Source organism: Sphingomonas sp. Leaf37, assembly GCF_920939475.1.
Taxonomy (GTDB): Bacteria; Pseudomonadota; Alphaproteobacteria; order Sphingomonadales; family Sphingomonadaceae; genus Sphingomonas.
In genome coordinates this window covers 383,352-403,928 of sequence record NZ_CAKLAX010000002.1, presented here as the reverse complement: position 1 = coordinate 403,928, position 20,577 = coordinate 383,352, and the positions used below count along the sequence as shown (strand labels likewise).

At 66.6% G+C, this 20,577-nt stretch carries 17 protein-coding genes and 2 tRNA genes; 7 read left to right on the top strand and 12 right to left on the bottom strand.

Annotated elements, in window-relative coordinates; genetic code table 11:
- The first annotated feature begins 11 nt into the window (after positions 1–11).
- The 5 genes from mreC to LRA87_RS07205 all read left to right on the top strand — a co-directional run bounded on the left by mreC (position 12) and on the right by LRA87_RS07205 (position 4,811).
- A complete protein-coding gene (gene mreC, locus LRA87_RS07225; RefSeq protein WP_230630558.1) occupies positions 12–890 on the top strand; it encodes a rod shape-determining protein MreC in 879 nt (292 codons plus the stop codon).
- 4 nt (positions 891–894) lie between these two features.
- Entirely contained in the window at positions 895–1,419 is a 525-nt protein-coding gene (gene mreD / locus LRA87_RS07220; RefSeq protein ID WP_230630556.1) for a rod shape-determining protein MreD, read from the top strand.
- The gene (gene mrdA / locus LRA87_RS07215) at positions 1,416–3,515 is read left to right on the top strand and encodes a penicillin-binding protein 2 (RefSeq protein WP_230630554.1); all 2,100 of its coding nucleotides are present in this window, start codon (positions 1,416–1,418) and stop codon (positions 3,513–3,515) included. Before mreD ends, mrdA begins: the two co-directional genes overlap by 4 nt.
- Complete coding sequence (gene rodA / locus LRA87_RS07210; protein WP_230630552.1) at positions 3,512–4,621, top strand: rod shape-determining protein RodA; 1,110 nt, start codon at positions 3,512–3,514, stop codon at positions 4,619–4,621. The genes mrdA and rodA overlap by 4 nt, the downstream gene beginning before the upstream one ends.
- A 114-nt stretch (positions 4,622–4,735) precedes the next feature.
- Positions 4,736–4,811: transfer RNA gene (locus LRA87_RS07205), tRNA-Lys, on the top strand.
- Positions 4,812–5,186: 375 nt separating this feature from the next.
- Here the strand turns inward: LRA87_RS07205 and LRA87_RS07200 are convergent.
- The 4 genes from LRA87_RS07200 to LRA87_RS07185 form a co-directional block, all read right to left on the bottom strand.
- A complete protein-coding gene (locus LRA87_RS07200) occupies positions 5,187–5,360 on the bottom strand; it encodes a hypothetical protein (RefSeq protein WP_230630550.1) in 174 nt (57 codons plus the stop codon).
- On the bottom strand, positions 5,348–5,596 hold the full coding sequence (locus tag LRA87_RS07195) for a hypothetical protein (RefSeq protein WP_230630548.1): 249 nt from the start codon (positions 5,594–5,596) through the stop codon (positions 5,348–5,350). Before LRA87_RS07195 ends, LRA87_RS07200 begins: the two co-directional genes overlap by 13 nt.
- A 317-nt stretch (positions 5,597–5,913) precedes the next feature.
- A tRNA-Glu gene (locus LRA87_RS07190) sits at positions 5,914–5,988 on the bottom strand.
- A gap of 79 nt (positions 5,989–6,067) precedes the next feature.
- A complete protein-coding gene (locus tag LRA87_RS07185) occupies positions 6,068–7,441 on the bottom strand; it encodes a class II 3-deoxy-7-phosphoheptulonate synthase (RefSeq protein ID WP_230631180.1) in 1,374 nt (457 codons plus the stop codon).
- A gap of 129 nt (positions 7,442–7,570) precedes the next feature.
- Here LRA87_RS07185 and LRA87_RS07180 point away from each other — a divergent pair, with 129 nt between their 5' ends.
- Positions 7,571–7,855: a hypothetical protein gene (locus tag LRA87_RS07180; protein ID WP_230630546.1), complete on the top strand. Its 285-nt coding sequence runs from the start codon at positions 7,571–7,573 to the stop codon at positions 7,853–7,855.
- Between the two features lie 48 nt (positions 7,856–7,903).
- On the top strand, positions 7,904–8,893 hold the full coding sequence (locus tag LRA87_RS07175; RefSeq protein ID WP_230630544.1) for a M48 family metallopeptidase: 990 nt from the start codon (positions 7,904–7,906) through the stop codon (positions 8,891–8,893).
- Positions 8,894–8,906: 13 nt separating this feature from the next.
- Here LRA87_RS07175 and LRA87_RS07170 read toward each other — a convergent pair whose 3' ends face one another.
- The 8 genes from LRA87_RS07170 to LRA87_RS07135 all read right to left on the bottom strand — a co-directional run bounded on the left by LRA87_RS07170 (position 8,907) and on the right by LRA87_RS07135 (position 20,495).
- Positions 8,907–9,845: a D-2-hydroxyacid dehydrogenase gene (locus LRA87_RS07170; RefSeq protein WP_230631179.1), complete on the bottom strand. Its 939-nt coding sequence runs from the start codon at positions 9,843–9,845 to the stop codon at positions 8,907–8,909.
- Positions 9,846–9,847: 2 nt separating this feature from the next.
- Positions 9,848–11,269, bottom strand: coding sequence for a cysteine--tRNA ligase (gene cysS / locus LRA87_RS07165; protein ID WP_230630543.1), 1,422 nt, complete (start codon positions 11,267–11,269; stop codon positions 9,848–9,850).
- A 55-nt stretch (positions 11,270–11,324) separates the two neighbouring features.
- The gene (locus LRA87_RS07160) at positions 11,325–11,798 is read right to left on the bottom strand and encodes a nuclear transport factor 2 family protein (RefSeq protein ID WP_230630541.1); all 474 of its coding nucleotides are present in this window, start codon (positions 11,796–11,798) and stop codon (positions 11,325–11,327) included.
- Between the two features lie 107 nt (positions 11,799–11,905).
- The gene (locus tag LRA87_RS07155; RefSeq protein WP_230630539.1) at positions 11,906–13,414 is read right to left on the bottom strand and encodes an MFS transporter; all 1,509 of its coding nucleotides are present in this window, start codon (positions 13,412–13,414) and stop codon (positions 11,906–11,908) included.
- Positions 13,411–14,877, bottom strand: coding sequence for a tryptophan halogenase family protein (locus LRA87_RS07150; RefSeq protein ID WP_268934838.1), 1,467 nt, complete (start codon positions 14,875–14,877; stop codon positions 13,411–13,413). The genes LRA87_RS07155 and LRA87_RS07150 overlap by 4 nt, the downstream gene beginning before the upstream one ends.
- Positions 14,878–14,977: 100 nt before the next feature.
- Positions 14,978–17,071: a glycoside hydrolase family 97 protein gene (locus tag LRA87_RS07145; protein ID WP_230630535.1), complete on the bottom strand. Its 2,094-nt coding sequence runs from the start codon at positions 17,069–17,071 to the stop codon at positions 14,978–14,980.
- On the bottom strand, positions 17,068–18,675 hold the full coding sequence (locus LRA87_RS07140; protein ID WP_230630533.1) for an alpha-amylase family glycosyl hydrolase: 1,608 nt from the start codon (positions 18,673–18,675) through the stop codon (positions 17,068–17,070). The genes LRA87_RS07145 and LRA87_RS07140 overlap by 4 nt, the downstream gene beginning before the upstream one ends.
- The gene (locus tag LRA87_RS07135; protein ID WP_230630531.1) at positions 18,672–20,495 is read right to left on the bottom strand and encodes an alpha-amylase family glycosyl hydrolase; all 1,824 of its coding nucleotides are present in this window, start codon (positions 20,493–20,495) and stop codon (positions 18,672–18,674) included. Before LRA87_RS07135 ends, LRA87_RS07140 begins: the two co-directional genes overlap by 4 nt.
- Between the last annotated feature and the right edge of the window lie 82 nt (positions 20,496–20,577).

The window sequence follows — 20,577 nt, the reverse complement described above, 5'->3', positions numbered from 1 at the left end:
GGGACCGGCGCATGGCGCCTGCCCGCGACCGTCGCACGGGTTTCTCGCGGCGGCGGCAATATTCGACGTTTCTCGGCTACGTACTCGCGGTGGCGGGGGCGGTGGTGGGGGCGGTTTTGCTCGTCGTCTCGACCTTCAATCCGCCAGCGTTCAGTGCGTTGCGGATGGGTGTCGCCAGCGTCACCACCCCAGTCGCATCGGGCCTCGATGCCGTGTCGGACGCGGTGATGACGGTGCCGCAGGCGATCGGGACGTGGTTCCGCGTTCATGGTGAGAACGACGATCTGCGCGCCGAGGCGAAGCGGGCCCGCGCGTTGCTGACGCGGGCGCGTACGATCGCCTATGACAATCGCCGGTTACGCGCCTTGCTGGCCGTGCGGGAGCGCACGCCGGAACCGGTGGTCACGGCGCGGCTGGTTGGATCGACCGCATCGAGCGGTCGTCGCTTCGCCCTGCTCAACGCAGGCCGTTTCCAGGGCGTACGGCCCGGTATGCCCGTACGCGGTCCCAACGGCCTCGTCGGGCGCGTCCTCGAAACCGGCCCGGTCGCCGCGCGTGTGCTGTTGCTGACCGATCCCGAAAGTCTGGTGCCAGTGCGCCGCACCCGCGACGGCCTGCCCGCGATCGCTGCCGGGCGCGGCGACGGGCGCATCGACATCCGCTCGGTCAACGCCACCAACGTTCGCTTCGCGCAGGGTGATATGTTCGTCACCTCCGGCACCGGTGGGCTCTATGCGCCGGGCGTACCGGTCGCGCAGGTCGAACGGGGTGGTGCAGACAGCGTCACCGCCATCCCCTTCGCCGCGCCCGACTCGCTCGATTTTGCGCTGGTCGAGCGCCCGTTCATGCCGATGCCACTCCCGCCCGCACCCCGTCCCGCGGCACCTTGATACGGTGACCCGGAATACGATCGACTATCGGCCGTTCGAGCCGTCGTTGCCGCCGGGACGGGCCCGCGCCGTGCCATGGTCGACCGTGCTCGGCGGATCCGCGCTCACCGCCGTAGTGCCCGTCGTCGCCAGCCTGCCGTTGATGCCCCCGCTCGGCCTCATCATGCTGCTGACATGGCGACTGCTTGCGCGTTTCGCACTCCGTCCATGGGCCGCCGCCCCGCTCGGCCTGTTCGACGATCTGGTCAGCGGTCAGCCGTTGGGTTCGGCGGTGCTGCTCTGGTCGCTCTGCTTTATCGCGATCGACCTCACCGAGCAGCGACTGGTTTTTCGCGACTTCTGGCAGGACTGGCTGATCGCAAGCGGCGGCATCACCTTCTGCCTCACGATCGGGCGCTGGATCGCTCTGCCCATCGGCGCGCACGTCGATACCGTGCTAATGGCGCAGATCATGATCGCGGTGATGCTCTTTCCCCTCTCGGCCCGTCTGGTGGCGTGGATCGATCGCAAACGGGGCCCGGCGCAATGAGGCGTTCGCCGCGGATCGTCACCGAAGCGATGCAGCAGTACAGCTTTTCGCGGCGCGCCTGGCTGCTCGGCACCGCGCAAGCGGGTATCGGCGTGCTGCTCGCCGGGCGGATGGGGTGGCTGGCGATCGCGCAGAACGAGAAGTACAATCTCCTTTCCGAAAGCAACCGTGTCAATCTGACGATGATTCCGCCGCGGCGGGGCTGGATCGTAGATCGCCACGGCGCGCCGCTCGCCAACAACCGCACCGATTTCCGCGTCGACATCATTCCCGACCGGCTGGAGGGCGGAGACGAGGGCCGCGACCGCGTGCTCCGACTGCTCGCGAGCCTCCTCGCGCTGCCGCCCGAAGAGGTCGAACGCATCAAGATCGATATCGAAAGCGCCGCGGGTTTTCAGCCGGTGCAGGTCGCCGAGAACATCAGTTGGGACAAGTTTGCCGCGGTCAGCCTGCGCCAGCCGGAACTGCCTGGCGTCGCGCCGACCCGGGGTTTCGCGCGTGCCTATCCCGCCGGCGCCGCAGTCGCGCATCTGACCGGCTATGTCGGTGCCGCCAACGCCGAACAATATAAGGAAACGCGCGACCCGCTGCTCGTCACGCCTGGTTTCAAGCTGGGCAAGGACGGGCTGGAAAAGCAGCTGGAAAAGCAGTTGCGCGGGACGGCCGGCGCCAAGCGTGTGGAGGTGACGGCGCGCGGCAAGGTCGTGGCGGAACTTCCGACCCGTGCCGATGTGCCGGGCAAGACGGCACGTCTGACCATCGACGCCGGGCTCCAGGAATATGCCGCCCGACGTCTCGGCACAAACTCCGGTTCGGCGGTGGTGCTCGACTGCCGAACAGGCGAAATGCTGGCTTCGGTATCGATGCCTGCCTACGATCCCAACAGCTTCTCGGACGGGATCAGCCACCTCGAATGGCAGATGCTGTCGGAGGACGATCACGTTCCACTGATGAACAAGGTGACGCAGGGCCTGTATCCGCCCGGATCGACGGTGAAGCCGATGAACGGCCTCGCGTTGCTCTCCGCCGGCGTCGGCGCGCACGATCGTATCTTCTGCTCGGGCGCAATGCGGGTCGGCACCGGCGTCTTCCACTGCCATAAGCGCGGCGGCCACGGTCCGCTCGACTTGAAGGGGGCGATTGAGCAGAGTTGTGACATCTATTTTTTCGAGATGGTCCGCCGGCTGGGCTACGACAAGATCGCTCCCACCGCGCGCCTGCTCGGGCTGGGCGAGAAGTTCGACCTGCCGCTCGCTACCCAGCGCTACGGTACGGTGCCCGATTCGGCATGGAAGCGGCGTAAGTACAAGACGAACTGGACCGTCGCCGACGGCATCAACGCCTCGATCGGTCAGGGTTATGTGCTGACCAACCCGCTACAGCTCGCGGTGATGGCGGCACGGCTCGCATCCGGTCGCGCGCTGCAGCCGAGCCTGCTTGCCAACCGCGTCCATCTCGACGCACCCGCCCTTCCGGTGGCGTCCGAACACCTCGCGATCGTCCGCGACGCGATGTACGGCGTCGTCAATCAGGGCGGTACCGGCGGCGCCGCCCGCCTGCTGATCCCCGGCGTGAGCCTCGCCGCCAAGACGGGGACGGCCCAGGTCCGACGCATCACCATGGCGGAACGGCGCAGCACCGGCGTGCTCAAGAACGGCCAATTGCCCTTCAAGCTGCGCGATCACGCGCTGTTCGTCTGCTTCGCCCCCGCCGACAACCCACGCTACGCCGCGGCCGTCGTGCTCGAACACAACGGCCACACCGTCCGCAACCTCGACACGCCGATGATCGGCCGCGACATAATGACGTGGCTGTTCGATCGCGATCGCGCGATGAAGAGCCTCGCCGAGGTCGAACCGAGCTGGGGCGGCGACATCGCGACACGGATGAACGCACAGGCCGCCGCCTATCGCGCTGCCCAGTCGCCACCACCCGCCGCCAACGCGACGAAGACGGATGCCACCGTCCCCAGCGATTCGGACGCGGTGGAAGCCGCGACGGACCTCGCCAACCGGACGCAGGCGGCGCTCGCACCCGAAAGCCCCTTCGGTAACAGCGTCGCCGAGGATGGCTCTACCGAACGGACCGAACCATGAACCGCGGCGGCTTCATCCCCGATCCCATCGCCCGGCTTCCCTGGCGGGTAATCCTGCTCGTCGTCCTGATCGGCGGTTTCGGGCAGGTCGTGCTCTATTCGGCCGCTGGCGGCTCGCTGAGGCCGTGGGCGTTGTCGCAGGGCATCCGCTTCTTCGTGCTGCTCGCCGCCGCGCTGGGCCTGTCCTACGTGCCCGAAAGGACATGGCGATCGGCGGCGTTGCCGGCCTATGTCATCATCGTCATTGCCCTCGTGCTGGTCGAGCTCGTCGGAGCCGTCCGCGGCGGCAGCCAGCGCTGGCTCGATGTCGGCATCCGCCTGCAACCGTCCGAATTCATGAAGCCCGCGATCGTGCTCGCCTGCGCGCGCTTCTACGACATGCTCCCGCCGAACGAGACGCGGCGCTTCGGCGCGATCTGGCCAGCGGCGCTGCTGATCGGAATCCCGGCGCTGCTGATCATGAAACAACCCGACCTCGGCACTGCGCTGATGGTCTGTGGCGGCGGCGTCGTGGTGATGTTCCTCGCCGGCGTGCCATTGCGGCTGTTCATCGGCGGCGCGCTCAGCCTCGCCATCGCCGTACCGATCGCGTTCAACTTCCTGCTGCACGACTATCAGCGCAATCGGGTACTCATCTTCCTCGATCCCGAAAGCGATCCACTCGGAACCGGCTACCATATCAGCCAGTCGAAGATCGCGATCGGCTCCGGCGGGCTGTGGGGCAAGGGGTTCCTCAACGGCACGCAGAGCCATCTCGACTATCTGCCCGAAGGTCACACCGACTTCGTCTTCGCGACCATGGCCGAGGAATGGGGCCTGATCGGCGGCTGCCTGTTGATCCTGGCGTTCCTGCTGGTGATTCGCTGGGGCATCAACGTCGGCCAGCAGGCGACCAGCCGTTTCGCGCGCCTGACGGCCGCAGGGCTGGCGACGACGATATTCTTCTACGTCGCGATCAATCTCTCGATGGTCATGGGCCTGGCTCCCGTCGTCGGCATCCCCTTGCCGCTCGTCAGTTTCGGCAGTTCCGCCCAGATGACGGTGTTGCTGTGCCTCGGCATCCTGATGTCGATCGACCGCCAGAACCGCCGCACCGTCCGCTGGTGATGAAAAATTTCGCCGCAGTGCGAAAAAGGGTTTGCACGATCCGAAACCACTGCTAATTGGCCGCCTCCCGACGGGGCCGGCGCCTCTCCAAAGCGCCACTTACAGGCCGGTCATGGACGCATAGCTCAGTTGGTAGAGCAGCTGACTCTTAATCAGCGGGTCCTTGGTTCGAGCCCAAGTGCGTCCACCATTTTCCAATGTTATAATAATCTAACTGCCGGATGGCGGGTTACGGAATACAAGCGGCGATTATGTATTCCGCATGTGTTCCAGCCGCCTAGGGCTCCAGATGCGGCGATATTGCGTGCCAAAGTGAGTTGCATTCCCGTCCCCACCAACACAGATCGGCTATTGCAGGAAATCGTTGCTCTTCCTGCCCCTGGCCATGAAACGGCGGATCATGCGTGACGATAACCGGCGGCCAGCCGAATTGATCGCCGGAGACGTCGATCGTGAGCCCTTTTCATTCGAGCCATGCGTGCCCGCCCGTCCAGCCGCCGATCCCCGTGTCATAGGTCGTTTGGCTGATGTAGTCAGGCACGATGCCGAAGCGCCGGCGCAGATACTAGGCGAGCAGTTCCGCGGCGTGGCCGCACGAGCCGCGCGGATAGGTATAGCCTTTGGCCTTCCACGGAGCTTGCCCGGCGGCGTCGATTACGTGGCGGAAGTCAGTTGCGGCCGCTAGAATATCAGCGTCTGTTGGGTTGGTCGGCGCATCGCAATTCGTCATTGCAGCCATGTCGGCTTCTTCTTCCACGCGATAGCGTCTTCGGCCGAAATGCGGATGCGCTTACCGGCCGTGGTGACAGCCTCGACCTTGATCCGCGCCCGGCCGGCACGGCTTAGAAGGTGCGTGAGCCATGAGGTTTCATCGGCCGCCCGCGTCGCCTGATGTTCATCGAGCATGATGTTGCGCAGCTTCCCCGGTTCCACGAGATACGGGAAATCGATATTTTTCGGGATCGTCGTAGCCAAGCGCAGTGCTTTCGCTCCGCTTCCGCCAAAACACGCCCGTCAGAAAACGAAGGTCCTTGATCGCCACCGATCGATCGGAGCGGTTATGCACGACAATGAAGGGCTCTTCGTATTGGCCGTCAAGATGCGCGACGTAGCGCCATTCTAGCGAGCAATGCACGCGCTCCTGCTACTTCCGTTGGAACAGGAAGATTGCAGTCCACGCCGCGATGATCGGCGACAGAACCAGCGTGCCAAGGCAGCCAGCTCCGACACCGACCGACAGCGTCACTGATGGATATGTCGGAAGCGCCGTCGTCGGACTGGCGCGGTAGACCTGGTGACCCCTACGAGAATCGAACTCGTGCTTACGCCGTGAGAGGGCGTCGTCCTAACCGCTAGACGAAGGGGCCATGTCCGGTGGAGGGGCGCGTTTAGTCCGGGGGCCGGGGGGCGTCAAGCATGATTGCCGGACGCCCCCGCTTTTGTCACTCAGGCCGCGACCTTGCGGCGCTCCGCCATCTCAGCGTTGAGCATCTCGGCGAGCAGGAACGCCAGTTCCAGGCTCTGCCCGGCGTTGAGGCGCGGGTCGCAATGCGTGTGGTACCGGTCGGCGAGGCTCTGTTCGGTCACGTCGATCGCGCCGCCGGTGCATTCGGTGACGTTCTGCCCGGTCATCTCGGCATGGATGCCGCCGGCATGCGTCCCCTCGGCGCGGTGGACGGCGAAGAAGCCGCGCACTTCGGCGAGGATACGGTCGAACGGCCGCGTCTTGTAGCCGGTCACCGCCTTCACGGTGTTGCCGTGCATCGGGTCGCAGCTCCACACCACCGGATGGCCCTCGCGCGTCACCGCACGAACCAGTTTCGGCAGATGCGCCTCGATCTTGTCGAAGCCGTAGCGCGTGATGAGCGTCATCCGCCCCGGCACCCGGCCGGGATTGAGCGTGTCGAGCATCCGCAGCAGGTTGTCCGGCTCCAGGCTCGGGCCGCACTTCACGCCGATCGGATTGCCGATGCCGCGCAGGAATTCGACGTGCGCCGACCCTTCGAAGCGGGTGCGGTCACCGATCCACAGGAAGTGCGCGCTGGTGTCGTACCAGTCGCCGGTCAGCGAATCCTGCCGGGTCAGCGCCTGTTCGAACGGCAGCAGCAGCGCTTCGTGACTGGTGTAGAAGTGGGTCTGCGCCAGTTGCGGCACCGTCTCGGGATCGATGCCGCAAGCGGCCATGAACTCCAGAGCCTCACCGATCCGATCGGCGGTTTCGGCATATTTCTTCGACCACGGGCTGCGGCCCATGAAATCGTGCGTCCAGCGGTGAACCTGATGCAGGTTCGCATAGCCGCCCTGCGCAAAGGCCCGCAGCAGGTTCAGCGTCGCCGCCGACTGCGAATAGGCGCGGATCATCCGCTGCGGATCGGGAATGCGGCTTTCGGCGGTAAAGGCGATGTCGTTGACGTTGTCACCGCGGTAGCTCGGCAGTTCGACGCCATCGATCGTCTCGTTCGGGGTCGAGCGCGGCTTGGCGAACTGGCCCGCCATCCGGCCGAGCTTCACCACCGGCAGCTTCGATGCGTAGGTCAGCACCACCGCCATCTGGAGGATGACGCGGAAGGTATCGCGGATGTTGTTGGCGCTATGCTCGGCAAAGGATTCGGCGCAGTCGCCACCCTGTAACAGGAACGCCTTGCCCTCGGCGACCTTGGCAAGCTCGGCAGTCAGGTTGCGCGCCTCGCCCGCAAAGACGAGCGGCGGGAACGTCTCCAGCGTATCGGTCGCGCGGGTCAGCGCGCCGGCGTCGGGATAGTCGGGAAGCTGACGGGCCTCGGCCTTGGTCCAGCTGTCGGGGGCCCAGTTCGCGGCCATGATCATGTCGTCCTTCGGGGTGTAAACGCGCCGCGACATGCGCCCAAAACGGTCCTTGCGCAATGAAGGAACGCTTGGGGGCGTGATACGGCGACGTGCCGGGCATTGCGATGCCCGCTTCGGCGGGACATGATCGCGGCACGGGATCTGGCGGTGCCGCCCGGCAGCGGCTATACGCTCGCGCTGTATGACGACGGGCGGACGGTCAGCGTCCATCCATCGATCATGGGGCAGATCGACAAGAGCGGAGCCTATGCCGTCTCGATGACCGACGTCGATGGTTCCGTACACGCCTATCCTACCTTCCGATCGCTGCCAGCCCCCAAACAGGTGTGGGATCTGGTCGCGAGCGGCCCGTCGAGCGGCACGACCAAGGGCACGGATATCACGCTCGACCCGAACGCGCTGAAGTGAGCAGGTCCGATGTTCCGCGTTCAGGGTCGCTAGACTAGAGCCATCGTCATGACGATCACCTTCCGCCACATTGCCGCCGTCCTGCTGGCGTTCGGCGCCTGCCCTGCCCTGGCGCAGGACAGTGCCGCGACCTTCGATGCGTTGCGCGAGGTCGATGCGCGAATGGCGGGGATCGCGTATCGCCTGACCACCGCCAATGCGGCCTTGTGCCGTGATCTGGCGCCGACGCCGGGATGGGCGATCCATGCCCTCGGCCAATATGATCCCTCCACGCGGGATCAGGCCCGCAAGACCTTCGGGTTCGAGGCGCCGATTGCGGTGGAGGCGGTCGTACCGGGCTCGCCCGCCGCCGCAGCGGGCGTTCGGCAAAACGACTCGATCATCTCTGTCGAGGGGATGCCGATGCGCGAGACGATGCCGGCGAAGGGTTCGAACAGCGCGGGCCGCGACGCGGCGGTGGAAGCGATCGCGGCACTGCCGGCGGGGCGACCGCTGAGGGTGCAGCTGCTGCGCGACGGGCGGACCCGCAGCGTCGGCATCGCCGCATCACCGGGATGTCGCAGCGCGTTCGAGGTGCTGATCGGCCCGGGTATGACCGCCTCGGCCGACGGCCGTATCGTGCAGATCGGTGTGCGGTTCTTCGAGCGCTATACCGACGACGAGGTCGCCGTGGTGGTGGCGCACGAGCTATCGCACAACATCCTGCACCACGCGCGCCGACTGGATGCCGCAGGGGTCCAGCGTGGGCTGCTGGCGGAGGTGGGGCGGAACGGCCGGCTGTTCCGCCTGACCGAGGACCAGGCGGACCTGCTCGGCATGCACCTGCTGCGCAATGCCGGCTACGACCCGCAGATCGCGGTCCGGTTCTGGCGCGAGCATGGCGGCGACGTTGATGGCGGCCTGTTCCGCAGCCGGACTCATCCGTCGTCCTCGGCACGCGCCAAGGCGATCGAGGCGGAGATCGCGCGGATACCGGCGGGTGCTGCCAAGCCTTTCGTACCGCCGCTGATCGCAGAAGCGGATCGGCCGCTGGAATAAGGCAGGCCGGCGCCTAGTATCCTGCGTCGAGATCGGCGACGTTCCGCATCGGCTGACCCGCGACGAACGCCTTCAGATTGTCGAGAAACAACGCTGCCCCGCGTTGGAACATCTTGGTCTGGCTGCGCCCCGACATATGCATCGAAATCATGCAATTAGGGGCAGTCCATAGCGGATGCCCTGTCGGCAACGGTTCGGGATCGGTGGGATCGAGAAACGCACCCGCGATTGCTCCCGACCGCAAAGCCGCCACGAGAGCGTCCTGATCGACCATATCGCCGCGCGCGATATTGATGAGCCACGCATCATGCCGCATCGCCGCCAGTTCCGTCGTACCGATCATCGCCCTGGTGGCATCGGTCGAGGGAGCCGCGAGCACCACCCAGTCGTATTCGCCCAACCGGGTCGCCCAGGCGTCCGGCATCAGCGTGCCGTCGCGCCCGGATCGGGTGACGCCCGTCACCTCCACCCCGAACGCCGCCAGACGGTCGCCGATCAGCCGGCCGATCGTGCCGTAGCCGATCACCAGTGCACGCGTACCATCCAGTTCGACCTTGCCCGGCGCATCCTTCAGCCACTCCTGCCGGTCGGCGGCACGAACGACGGTGTCGAACCGCTTCGCCGCAGCCAGCATCCCCAGCACGGCATATTCGGCGACCGCCACTGCGTTTATCCCGGCTCCGTTGGTGAGGATGACACCACGGCTTCGCAGCAGGTCGAGTGGGAACGCATCCAGTCCGGCGTAGATCGTCGACACCCACGCCAGCCGATCGCCCGACGCGCGGATCGCCTCCGCCACCAGCGATGTCGGCTGCATATCGACCCAGGCGATATCGGCATCCGCGATCATCGCGTTCGCCTCGGCAGGCGAGGTGAACCATGCCGCCTCGACCCCGGCTGGCAGTTGCGGTTCGAGCAAGCCGCGCGCGATCGCCGGCAGAACGGCCTTCATCATCACAGCTTCCAGTCCCAGCCGAGCGGATCGCCGTCCATCACCTCGACGCCGGCCGCGGCGAGTTCGTCGCGGATCGCGTCGGACCGCGGAAAATCCTTCGCCGCACGTGCCTCGCGACGTTCGGCAAGCCGTACCGCGATGCCGCCCTCGTCGATCGTCGCCCCTTTCGGCCGGACCCGCAGATCCTCGCGCGACAGCGTCGACAGGCCGAGGCCGAGCACCGCGTCGAAATCGGCGAGCGCCGCCAGCCGGTCCGCAGGGCTCACCTTCTTGTCCGCCAGCAGCTCGTCGAGCACGGGCAGTGCCCGCGGCGTGTTGAGGTCGTCGGACAGCGCCGCGTCCAGTCGCTCGGCATAGGGCGAGGCAGAGGCCGCCCCCTTTCCTTCGCCGCGCGCCCGTAGCGCCGCGACCGTCTGCACCAGCCGCTTCAGCCGCGTCTGCGCGGCCGCCAGATTGTCCCACGAAAACTCCAGCTCGCTGCGATAATGCGCCTGCAAGCACATCAAGCGATAGGCATGCGGATGAAAACCGCGTTCGATCAACGTCGGCAGGGTCAGGAACTCGCCCGAGGATTTCGACATCTTGCCGGTGCGATCGACGATGAAGTTGTTGTGCATCCACAGCGTCGCGCCGGTGTCCGCCGAACAGCCGATCGCCTGATTCTGCGCGATCTCGTTCGGGTGGTGGATCTCGCGATGATCGATCCCGCCGGTATGGATGTCGAAATGCGGCCCCAGATATTGCCGGCTCATCACCGAACATTCGAGATGCCAGCCCGGTGCGCCACGCCCCCAAGGGCTGTCCCATTCCATCTGCCGGTTCTCGCCCGGCGCGCTGGTCCGCCAGATCGCGAAGTCGGCGGCATGGCGCTTGCCCGCCACCGTGTCGATCCGCCCCTCTGCCGGCCCCTCGTCGCGGTGACCGGCCAGCCGGCCATAGTCGGGCACGGTCGAGGTATCGAAATACAGGCCGTCCGGCAGGCGGTAGCAATGCTTGTCCGCGATCGACTGCCCGAATGCGATCATCGCGTCGATATGATCGGTCGCCAGCGGAAAGCGCGCGGGATCGCGGATGTTCAGCGCCTTCAGATCCGCCTTGAACGCCTGCGTGTAATGATCGGCGACCGCCCAGATGTCGCGGCCGCTCGCCCGCGCCGCCGCCTCCATCTTGTCGTCACCGGCATCGGCGTCGCTGGTCAGATGGCCGACGTCGGTGATGTTGATGATATGGGTCAGGCCATAGCCTTTCCACGTCAGCACCCGACCGAGCGTATCGGTGAACAGATAGGCGCGCAGATTGCCGATATGGGCGTAGTGATACACCGTCGGCCCACAGGAATAGACGCGAACATCGGCGGGATCGGCGGGAACGAACAGCTCAGCGCTGCGCGTCAGGCTGTTATAGAGAGATAGCGGCGTCATGCCCCGGCCTTAGCCCCGGCTACCGCGCTTGAGCAATGCGGTGCGCGGCAATCGATCAGTTCGACGGGCAGCCGGTCGTGCGCTGCGACCAGGTGACGTTCAGCACCTTCCACGCCCCGTTCTCGCGGATCAGATCGAAATGATCGACGCCGCAATGGTGCAGCTTGCCATTCACCGTGAAGGTATACGGGCCCCACACCATCGCGATGTCGCCATCGACCTCGATCGCGGTATCGGTCAGCTTCTCTTCCAGTCGATCCGGCCCCGGCTTCACGCCGGCAGCAAACTCCGTCCAGCTCATGCGGCGGATGCTGCGCGTGCCGTCCGGCTTTTCCACCGCGACGGTTGCGCCGCCGTCGGGACGGACCTGCGCGAGGATGGCGGCACCGTCGTGTGCGGCCAGTCCGCGGAACATCGCATCGATCGGCGCCATCACCGCCCCGGCGACGGGATCGGCATAGGGCAAGGGATTGGCGGGCGGCAAACGATCCGCCGATTGCAGCGCCAGCAGCAGAAGAGCGGGGATCATGGCAGCCTCCGAAACGCCGTCATCGTCGGCAGGATACGGCAATGTACATGAAACCCGTTTGCGACGGTAGCGCGATGCATTGCGGTACGCCGATCACGTAGGGGCGATCATCGGCTGGTGCTGACCACCTCAACCCGCATCATGGCGAGTGCAGCCAGCACCAGTGCACCGGCGGCGAAGGCCAGCGTCCAGATCGGTTGGGTCGGGAAGAGGTGCTTGGTGATCGACCCCATGATCGTCGCCACCAGCAGTTGCGGCACGACGACGAAGACGTTGAACAGGCCCATGTAGATGCCGAGCTTGCGCTGCGGCAGGCTGCTGGCGAGGATGGCGTAGGGCATGGCGAGGATCGAGGCCCAGGCGATGCCGATGCCGATCTCGCTCGCGAGCAGCCAGCGCGGATCGGTGACGACGAAGAAGCTGGCGAACCCCGCCGCGCCGCACAGCAGGCCGACGATATGGGTCTTCGCCTGCCCGATCCGGCGGGACAGCAGCGGCAGCAGGGTGAGCGCGGCGACGGCGGCGATGCCGTTATAGGTCGCGAACAGCACGTCGACCCAATTGGCGCCCTCCTGATAGAGCGGGCTCTCGGCATCCGGTGCGCCGTAGAAGGCGCCGGCGACGATCGGCGTGGTGTTGATCCACATGATGAACAACGCCGACCAGCTGAAGAATTGCGCCACCGCGAGCCGCTTCATCAGCACCGGCATGCCGCCGAAATCGCCGACGATATGCCCGAGCATATCGGCGGGCTTGCCGCTGCGCGCGCGGCCAATCGCGATGATGCTGGCGAGGCCGTAGGCGGCGAGTAGCGCGCCGAGGAGGTAGACTTCCTTTTCCAGCCCGAAGGCGGCGACGACGGCGATGACGACCGCGCCGATGGCGATCCAGATCAGGCTGCCGTTGAAGCTGCGCGCGGCGAGCACCTGCGTCGTGTGCGCCTGGTCGTCGTCGGCGACGCCGTGGAAGCCCGCCATCTGCTCGGGCGAATATTCGCGGGTGGTGAGCACCGTCCACAGCACGGCACAGAACAGCGCCGCGCCGCCGAACCAGAAGGCGAAACGGACGGTGTCGGGGATGCCGCCGGCGGCCGCGACGTTGGACACGCCGAGGTGCTCCAGCAGCCACGGGAAGATCGACCCGAACACCGCACCGGTGCCGATGAAGGCGGTCTGCACCGCATAGCCCGCCGCATGCTGATCCTTGTCGAGCATGTCGCCGACGAAGGCGCGGAACGGCTCCATCGAGACGTTGAGCGAGGCGTCGAGCAGCCATAGCAGCAGCGCCGCCATCAGCAGGCCGGGGCTTTCCGGCATCAGCACCAGCGCGATCGCGGCGAGGATCGCACCGGCGAGGAAATATGGCCGCCGCCGGCCGAGCCGGCCGAGCCAGGTGCGGTCGCTGAGGTGGCCGATGATCGGCTGGACCAGCAGCCCGGTCAGCGGCGCGGCGACCCATAGCGCGGGCAGATCGTCGAGGCTGGTGCCGAGCGACTGGAAGATCCGGCTCATGTTCGCATTCTGCAACGCGAAGCCGATCTGGATGCCGAGAAAGCCGAACGAGATGTTGAACAGGCCGGCCCAGCTCTGCCGCGGGCGGGTGGTGATCGCAGTCATGGCGTCCTCCGGGCGAGTGCCGGCCCGTGATCGGGAAAGTTGAGCAGGCAGCCGTCGAGCAAGGCGTCGATACCGGCGAGGTCGGCGACCGGCGCAGCGGGACGCAGGCGGGCGGCATCCGGGAAGGTGCCGTAGCCGGCGAACAGCACCTCCCACGACATCGGCGCATAGTAACCGGCGAGGTCGCGTCCCTCGACGACGGCGGCGATGTCGCGGCCGGTGAACCAGGCGGACATGATCGCCTTCAGATCGTCGGAGAGGTCGTCGTTGGCGGCATTCTCGCGCCAGAAGTCGCCAGAGCGGCGGTTGAGGCGGTAGTGGGCGACGATATAGTCGCGGATGCCTTCGTAGCGGCGGGCGATGGCGGTGTTGAAGGCGTCGCGCCGGTCGGTGTCGTGCGCGGTGATGAAGCCCTCCACGGTCGCCTGAACGATGTGGAGCGCGGTGGCTTCGAGCGGTTCGATGAAGCCCTGCGCGAGGCCGATGGCGAGGCAGTTGGCGGTCCAGGTGGTGGCGACGCGGCCGACCTTCATCGTCAGGTGGCGCGCGGCGACATCGGCATCGAGCAGGCCGAGATGGGTGCGGAATTCGGTTTCGGCGGCGTCGGGCGAGAGGTGGCGGGAGGAAAAGACGTAGCCGTTGCCGGTGCGGCTGGTGAGCGGGATGTCCCACGCCCAGCCTGCGGTCAGGGCGGTCGCCTTGGTCCGGACCGGCAGGCGGTCGCCGCGGGGGGTGGGCATGACGACGGCGCGGTCGGTGAACAGGGTGTTGGCGAAGGAGCGGAACGGGACCCCCAGCGCGCGCTGTGCGATCACCGAGCGGAAGCCGCTGGCGTCGACGAACAGGTCCGCAGTGACGGTGTCGCCGCCGTCGAGGTCGAGGCGCGCCACGTGGCCGTCCGTGACTTCGACGTGCGTTACGCGCCGGGCGAGGTGCCGGACGCCGCGGGTGAGCGCGTGGGCGCGGAGGACGTGACCGACCTTGTGCGCGTCGAAATGGTAGCCGTAGCCAATGCGGAACGGGAAATTGGACGCTGCGACCGGCGCCTTCTGCGCGGCGGCGAGGCGGGCGTTGAGGAAGAAGCGGTCGGGATGCGCCGGCACGTCCGCGCCGAGCCGCCGTGCCTGCGCGCTGGCGGTGAAGGCGGGCTGGGTGTGGAGGTCGATCTGGCCGGCGAAGGGGTGGAAGTAGGCGGGCGTATCGTCGGCCCAGCCGTGGAAGGCGATGCCGGTCTTGTAGGTGGCGTCGGCGGCCGGCATCCATTCGGCTTCGGCGATGCCGAGGGTGTCGAACAGCGCCTTCAGTTGCGGCGTGCTGCCTTCGCCGACGCCGACGATGCCGATGTCGGGGGATTCAATGACGGTGATGGCGGTGCGCGGCCATGCCCTGGCGAGCAGGCATGCGGCCATCCAGCCGGCCGTGCCGCCGCCTAATATTGCGATGGAGGATGGAGGGGCGCTCACCCCTCCGCATGCTCCTGCGAACACGGGAACCCAGTGTTCCGGGCGGCCCGCGTGACCCTGGGTTCCTGCGTTTGCAGGAACACGAGGACCGTGCGTGACGTCACTGCCGCCGCTTCCCACCGCTGGCGACGAAGCGGATCGCCTGGCCGCCGCCGGGGGCCAGCGCGAGCGACATCGTGTCGCCGCGCTTCACGCTGCGCTTTTCGATCGCGATCGCGTGGCGGGCGTCGGTGCGGTAGTCCGCGCCGGCACCGTCGCGGTAGATTTCCGCAGTGTAGCTGCGCCCGGCATCGAGGAAGTCGAGCGGCAGCGACAATGTGCGGGCGGCGTCGTTGGTGATGCTGCCGACGTACCAATCGTCGCTCGCGCGATCCTTGCGGGCGACGGTGACGTAATCGCCGACCTCGCCGTTCAGCACGCGGGTGTCGGACCAGTCGACCGGCACGTCGCGGATGAACTGGAACGCGTCCATGTGCCTGGCGTAATTCTCGGGCGTGTCCGCCGCCATCTGCACCGGCGAATAGATCACGACGTATAGCGCCAGCTGCTTCGCCGCGGTGGACATCAGCGGACTGCCGCCCTGCCCTTCGAGGCTGAGCATCCCCGGCGTGAAATCCATCGGCCCGCCGAGCCATTGGGTGAAGAACATGTTGGCTTCGTGGTTTGGCGGGTTCTTCCCCGGCCAGGCGTTATATTCCATGCCGCGGCCGCCCTCGCGCGCCAGCCAGTTGGGATAGGTACGGCGCAGGCCGGTGTCCTTGACCGGTTCGTGGCTGTCGATCCCGACCTTGTGCTTCGCCGCGGCCTGCACGACGCGAAGGTAGTGGTTCACCATCCACTGGCCCTCATGCCATTCCCGCTTCTTGGTGCCGTCGGCATCGACGCGCTCGATCTGGCCGGCATCAGTCACGTAACCGGTCTTCACCACCGGTTCGCCATGCGCGGCGGCCCAGGCGAAGGCGCGGTCGAGCTGCGCGTCGTAATGGCTCGCCGATCCGCCGGTTTCGTGATGGCCGATCAGATACACGCCCTTCGACCTGGCATAGGCGGCGAGCGCGTCGGCGTCGAAGTCGGGCGTCGGCGTGTCGAACTGCATCGCATTGCCGTTGCCGAACCAGTCGCCATCCCAGCCGACGTTCCAGCCCTCGACCAGCACGCCGGGGATCTTGTTGGCGGCGGCGAAGTCGATGTATTTGCGCACGTTGACGTTGGTCGCGCCGTGGATCGGGCCGGTCGCCCAGCTCCAGTCGCCCTTGATCATCTTCCACCACACGCCGACGAATTTGGCGGGCTTGATCCAGCTGACGTCGCCGAGCTTGTTCGGTTCGTTGAGGTTGAGTTCGAGGTGGCTCATGTAGAGGCCGGGCGCGTCGTCCGACAGGATCACCGTCCGCCACGGCGACGTGAACGGCGCCATCCGCGTCACCTTGGGCGCGCCGGCGCCGGGGGTCAGCGACGCCTTCAGCGTGTTCCCCTCGGTACGGGCGAGGTTCATTGCGGCATAGTCGACCAGCGCCGCCTCGTGCAGCGCCGCATGGGTGCCGTCGGCGAGTTTGACCGTCATCACCGTCTGCGCGGTGCCGACCGCGTTCAGCGGCGTCTTCTCGTAGAGATATTCCTCGCGGTTCCACTGATATGCGGGCTTCCACCACGCGGTGCCGGATTGCGCGAAGGCGAATTCGGTCAGTTCGTCGGCGATGTTCGCCTGATGCAGATTGGGCTGATCGGGGAAGCTGTAGCGGAAGCCGATACCGTCGTCGAAGACGCGGAAGGTCACGTCCATCTCGCGCTTCATCCCCGCCTTTTCGCGAAAGCGCAGGGTCAATTCGTTGTGGCGGTCGCGGATCGTCTTCCATTCGCCGAACGGCTGGGTCCAGCTACTGTCGGCGCTGTCCTTCGACTGGCCGATCAGCTCCATATTGCGCTCGATCTTGGGTGCGTCGGTGAACATGACGCCGAGGCGGCCGGGGTTGAGCACCGGCTTGCCCTTGCGCGTGACGGCGTAGGTCGGGCGGCCGTCGTTGTCGAAGGCGATGGTGACAACCAGCGACCTGTCGGGGGATGTGGCGGTAGCGACGGGCTTGAACTGCGTCGCCGGCACCTGCGCGACGGCCGTGGAGTCGGTCTGCGCGGTGGCGGGGGTCGCCAGCAGCACGAGCGCCATCGCGGCGCCGCAACGAAAGTGCATCATCATCCTCGTCCCATCTGTTTGGCGATCAATGCGCCATATCCGTCGAAATGCCACCCCTGAGTCCCGCTGTCGGCGACCGGCTCCCAGGCGTCGGGATCGGCGGGGGACCAGCGTTGCGGTTCGGGCGAGAGGTTGAAGACGCAGAGCATCGTCCCGTCCGCGCTGCGGCGTTCGATCGCCAGCATCGCATCGCCCGCCTCGACCACGCGGATGTCGCCCGTCAGCAGTGCCGGGTGGCGCTTGCGCAGGGCGAGCACATCGCGGGTCCAGTGGATCAGCGCATGCGGATCGCGTTCCTGCCGGTCGACGGCGAGCGCGGCATGGTCCTCGCCGACCGGCAGCCATGGCGTCGCGATGGAGAAGCCGAGGTTCGGAGCGTCCGCGCTCCACGGCATCGGCGTGCGGGCGCCGTCGCGCGACAGGGTGCGCGGCCAGTTGGCGATCGCTTCGGGATCTTGCAGATGCTCGAACGGCACGTCGACCTGCGTCAGGCCGAGCTCCTCGCCGTAATAGAGGAAGATATTGCCGCGCAGCGAAGCCAGCAGCAGCATCTTCATGCGGGCGAAGGCGTCGCGCTTGTCGGCGGCGACCCAGCGGCTGATCGCGCGCGGGGCGTCGTGGTTCTCGAACGCCCAGCTCGGCCAGCCGACGCCGTCCTGTTCGGGCCATTTCTGCACCGCATCGGCGACGGCAGCGGGGGTCAGTGCGGGGGCGTAGAGGAAGTCGAAGCCATAGGCGCTGTGCAGGCGACGACCTTCGGCGGTGAACAGCTTCATCTCGCGCTCGCTGTCCGCGCCGCCGACCTCCGCCACGGTGAAGCGCGCGTCGTAGCTGTCGAACAACGCCCGGACGCGTTCGAGGAAGCCGGGTATCGCGTCATGGCTCTGGTTGAAGGTGTGGAGCTGGTAGTCGAACGGGCGGGTGCGCGGGATGCCGTCGTCGAGCGGCGCGGGCGGATTGTCGCGCAGGTCGGGGTCGAACATCATGAAGTTGATCGCATCGATGCGGAAGCCGTCGATGCCGCGTTCCAGCCAGAAGCGCGCGACGTCGAGGAACGCCTGCTGCACCTGAGGGTGATGGCCGTTGACCTGCGGCTGCTCCTTCAGGAAATTGTGCATGTAATATTGGTTGCGGCGCGCGTCCCACGTCCACGCCGGGCCGCCGAACACCGACTGCCAGTTGTTGGGGGGTGAGCCGTCCGGCTTCGGATCGCGCCAGACGTACCAGTCGGCATGTGCATTGTCGCGGTTGGAGCGGCTCTCGACGAACCACGGGTGCCGGTCGCTGGTGTGCGCCCAGACCTGATCCACGATCACCTTCAGCCCGAGCGCATGCGCGCGGGCGACCAGAGCATCGAAATCGGCGAGCGTGCCGAAGATTGGGTCTACGTCGCAATAATCGGATACGTCATAGCCGAAATCGGCCATTGGCGACCGGAAGAACGGCGACAGCCAGATCGCCTCGACCCCCAGGCTGGCGACGTGATCGAGTTGCGCGGTGATGCCGGCAAGGTCGCCGATGCCGTCGCCGTTCGCATCGGCGAAACTGCGCGGATAGATCTGGTAGATGGTCGCGCCGTGCCACCACGGGCGGTCGGTCAGGGTCATCGGGTCGCCTTCAAAGCGCACACGGCATAGCCGAGGGGGGGAAGCGTGACGGTCAGGCTGCCGGGTGCGGCAACGCGGCCGCAACCACTGCCCGCGAGCGTGGCGGCGGCGGTGGCGGCGGTGCCGACCTCGACCTGCCGGGTCAGCGGCTGGGTCGCGCTGTTGAACGCCAGCAGCACCTCGGCACCGGTCGTGGGGTCGATGCGGGAGATGGCGGTGAGGCCGGGCGTATCGCTGCGCGCGCGCAAGACGGTGGAGCCTCGTGTCAACGCCGGTGTCACGGTGCGCAGCTTCGACAGCATCGCGATCTCGCGGAACAGCGGATGGTCCTGCCCGAAGTTCGCGACCGCCGTCGTCGCGGTGGTCCCGAGCAGGCGATTGTCGTTATAGACCGCGACCTTGCTCGCGAACATGTCCTCGCGGCTGTCCTGATCATTGCCGTCACCGACGAAGCCCTGCTCGTCGCCCGAATAGATCGTCGGCACCCCGCGCAGCGTCAGCAGCATCGCATGCGCGAGCGCCACACGCTTCAGCACCTCGTCGTCGCTCGCCTGCGGCAATGCCTTGCGGAGATAGGTGGCGAGCCGCCCCGCATCGTGATTGCTGACGAAGGTCGGCAGCGTCACCGCGGTGTCGTAGCCGCCGGCGTACAGGCTGTCGCCGAGCGTCAATTTATCCCACGCGTCGGGCTGCTGCTTCGCAGTCACCGTTTCCAGGATCGCCTGCCGCGTTGCGAAATCGAGAACGCCGGGCAGTTTGTCGACCTGCGTGTATTTGGCGAGGCTGCCTACATCCAGCGTCTCGTACGCGACCTCGCCGAAGATGTGAAAGTTGGGGATACCCTTGGCTTTCGCGCGCGCCTGCATGGCCGGCACGAACGCCTGCCAGAACTCCGGGTTGACGTGCCGCGCGGTGTCGATGCGGAAGCCGTCGATGCCGTAGCGGTCGATCCAGTCGCCGTAGATCTGGATCATCCCCTCGACCACCTTCGGATGCTCGGTCATCAGATCGTCCAGCCCGACGAAATCGCCCATCGTGCTGCTTTCGTTGAGGAACGTCGTGTTGCCGCGATTGTGGTAATAGATTGGGTCGTTGAGCCACGCCGGCACCTTCACGGTCCGCTCCGCCGCGGGGACGAGGGGCGTGTAGGCGAAGGCCGGGTCGGTCAGCCGGGCGAAGTTCTCCGCGGTCTGCACGCCGTCACCGACGAAGCCCGGATTGATCGCCCTGCCCGCGACGCCGCCCTTGCGCTGGTACGGGTAACCGGCGCGGCTGCGGTAGGTGCAATCCGTCTTGCCGCCGCATTCGCGATACTGGATCACGTCGGCGGTGTGGTTGATGATGATGTCCATGTACACCTTCATCCCGCGGGCGTGCGCGGCCTTCACCAGCGCGTCGAAATCGGCGTTGGTGCCGAGGTGCGGATCGACCTGCGTGAAGTCGGTGATCCAATAGCCGTGATAGCCGGCGGATTGCTGGCCGGGTCCGCCCTGCACCGCCTTGTTCTTGAACACCGGCCCGACCCAGAGCGCGGTCGCGCCAAGCGACTGGATATAGTCGAGGCGCTTGGTCAGTCCCTTCAGGTCGCCGCCGTGGTAATAGCCCTTGGCGATCGGATCGAAGCCGGTGGTCGCCGGTCCGCCCTTCAGCCCGCCGCGATCATTGGCGGTGTCGCCGTTCTCGAACCGGTCGGGGAGCAGGAAATAAATGACCTCGTCCTGCGGCAGGCGCGCGCGATAGTCGGTCGCCTGCGCACTCGCCGCGGGGGCGGCGAACAGCAGCGCGAGCGCGGTCGCGGTCTTGGTGGCCAGCTTCAGCATGCATCCCCTCGAGTGTTGCGCGTGCCGATCCTTCGCCGGCTGCATACGTGACGGTGTTGTGCGGGTGCGGACGCGCCAAGCC

Bases quoted from the DNA above. Each gene is read 5' to 3' on its own strand.
- mreC (WP_230630558.1), top strand. From the start codon at position 12: ATGGCGCCTGCCCGCGACCGTCGCACGGGTTTCTCGCGGCGGCGGCAA.
- mrdA (WP_230630554.1), top strand. From the start codon at position 1,416: ATGAGGCGTTCGCCGCGGATCGTCACCGAAGCGATGCAGCAGTACAGC.
- rodA (WP_230630552.1), top strand. From the start codon at position 3,512: ATGAACCGCGGCGGCTTCATCCCCGATCCCATCGCCCGGCTTCCCTGG.
- LRA87_RS07200 (WP_230630550.1), bottom strand. From the start codon at position 5,360: ATGGCTGCAATGACGAATTGCGATGCGCCGACCAACCCAACAGACGCT.
- LRA87_RS07185 (WP_230631180.1), bottom strand. From the start codon at position 7,441: ATGGCCGCGAACTGGGCCCCCGACAGCTGGACCAAGGCCGAGGCCCGT.
- LRA87_RS07180 (WP_230630546.1), top strand. From the start codon at position 7,571: ATGATCGCGGCACGGGATCTGGCGGTGCCGCCCGGCAGCGGCTATACG.
- LRA87_RS07175 (WP_230630544.1), top strand. From the start codon at position 7,904: ATGACGATCACCTTCCGCCACATTGCCGCCGTCCTGCTGGCGTTCGGC.
- LRA87_RS07170 (WP_230631179.1), bottom strand. From the start codon at position 9,845: ATGAAGGCCGTTCTGCCGGCGATCGCGCGCGGCTTGCTCGAACCGCAA.
- cysS (WP_230630543.1), bottom strand. From the start codon at position 11,269: ATGACGCCGCTATCTCTCTATAACAGCCTGACGCGCAGCGCTGAGCTG.
- LRA87_RS07160 (WP_230630541.1), bottom strand. From the start codon at position 11,798: ATGATCCCCGCTCTTCTGCTGCTGGCGCTGCAATCGGCGGATCGTTTG.
- LRA87_RS07155 (WP_230630539.1), bottom strand. From the start codon at position 13,414: ATGACTGCGATCACCACCCGCCCGCGGCAGAGCTGGGCCGGCCTGTTC.
- LRA87_RS07145 (WP_230630535.1), bottom strand. From the start codon at position 17,071: ATGATGATGCACTTTCGTTGCGGCGCCGCGATGGCGCTCGTGCTGCTG.
- LRA87_RS07140 (WP_230630533.1), bottom strand. From the start codon at position 18,675: ATGACCCTGACCGACCGCCCGTGGTGGCACGGCGCGACCATCTACCAG.
- LRA87_RS07135 (WP_230630531.1), bottom strand. From the start codon at position 20,495: ATGCTGAAGCTGGCCACCAAGACCGCGACCGCGCTCGCGCTGCTGTTC.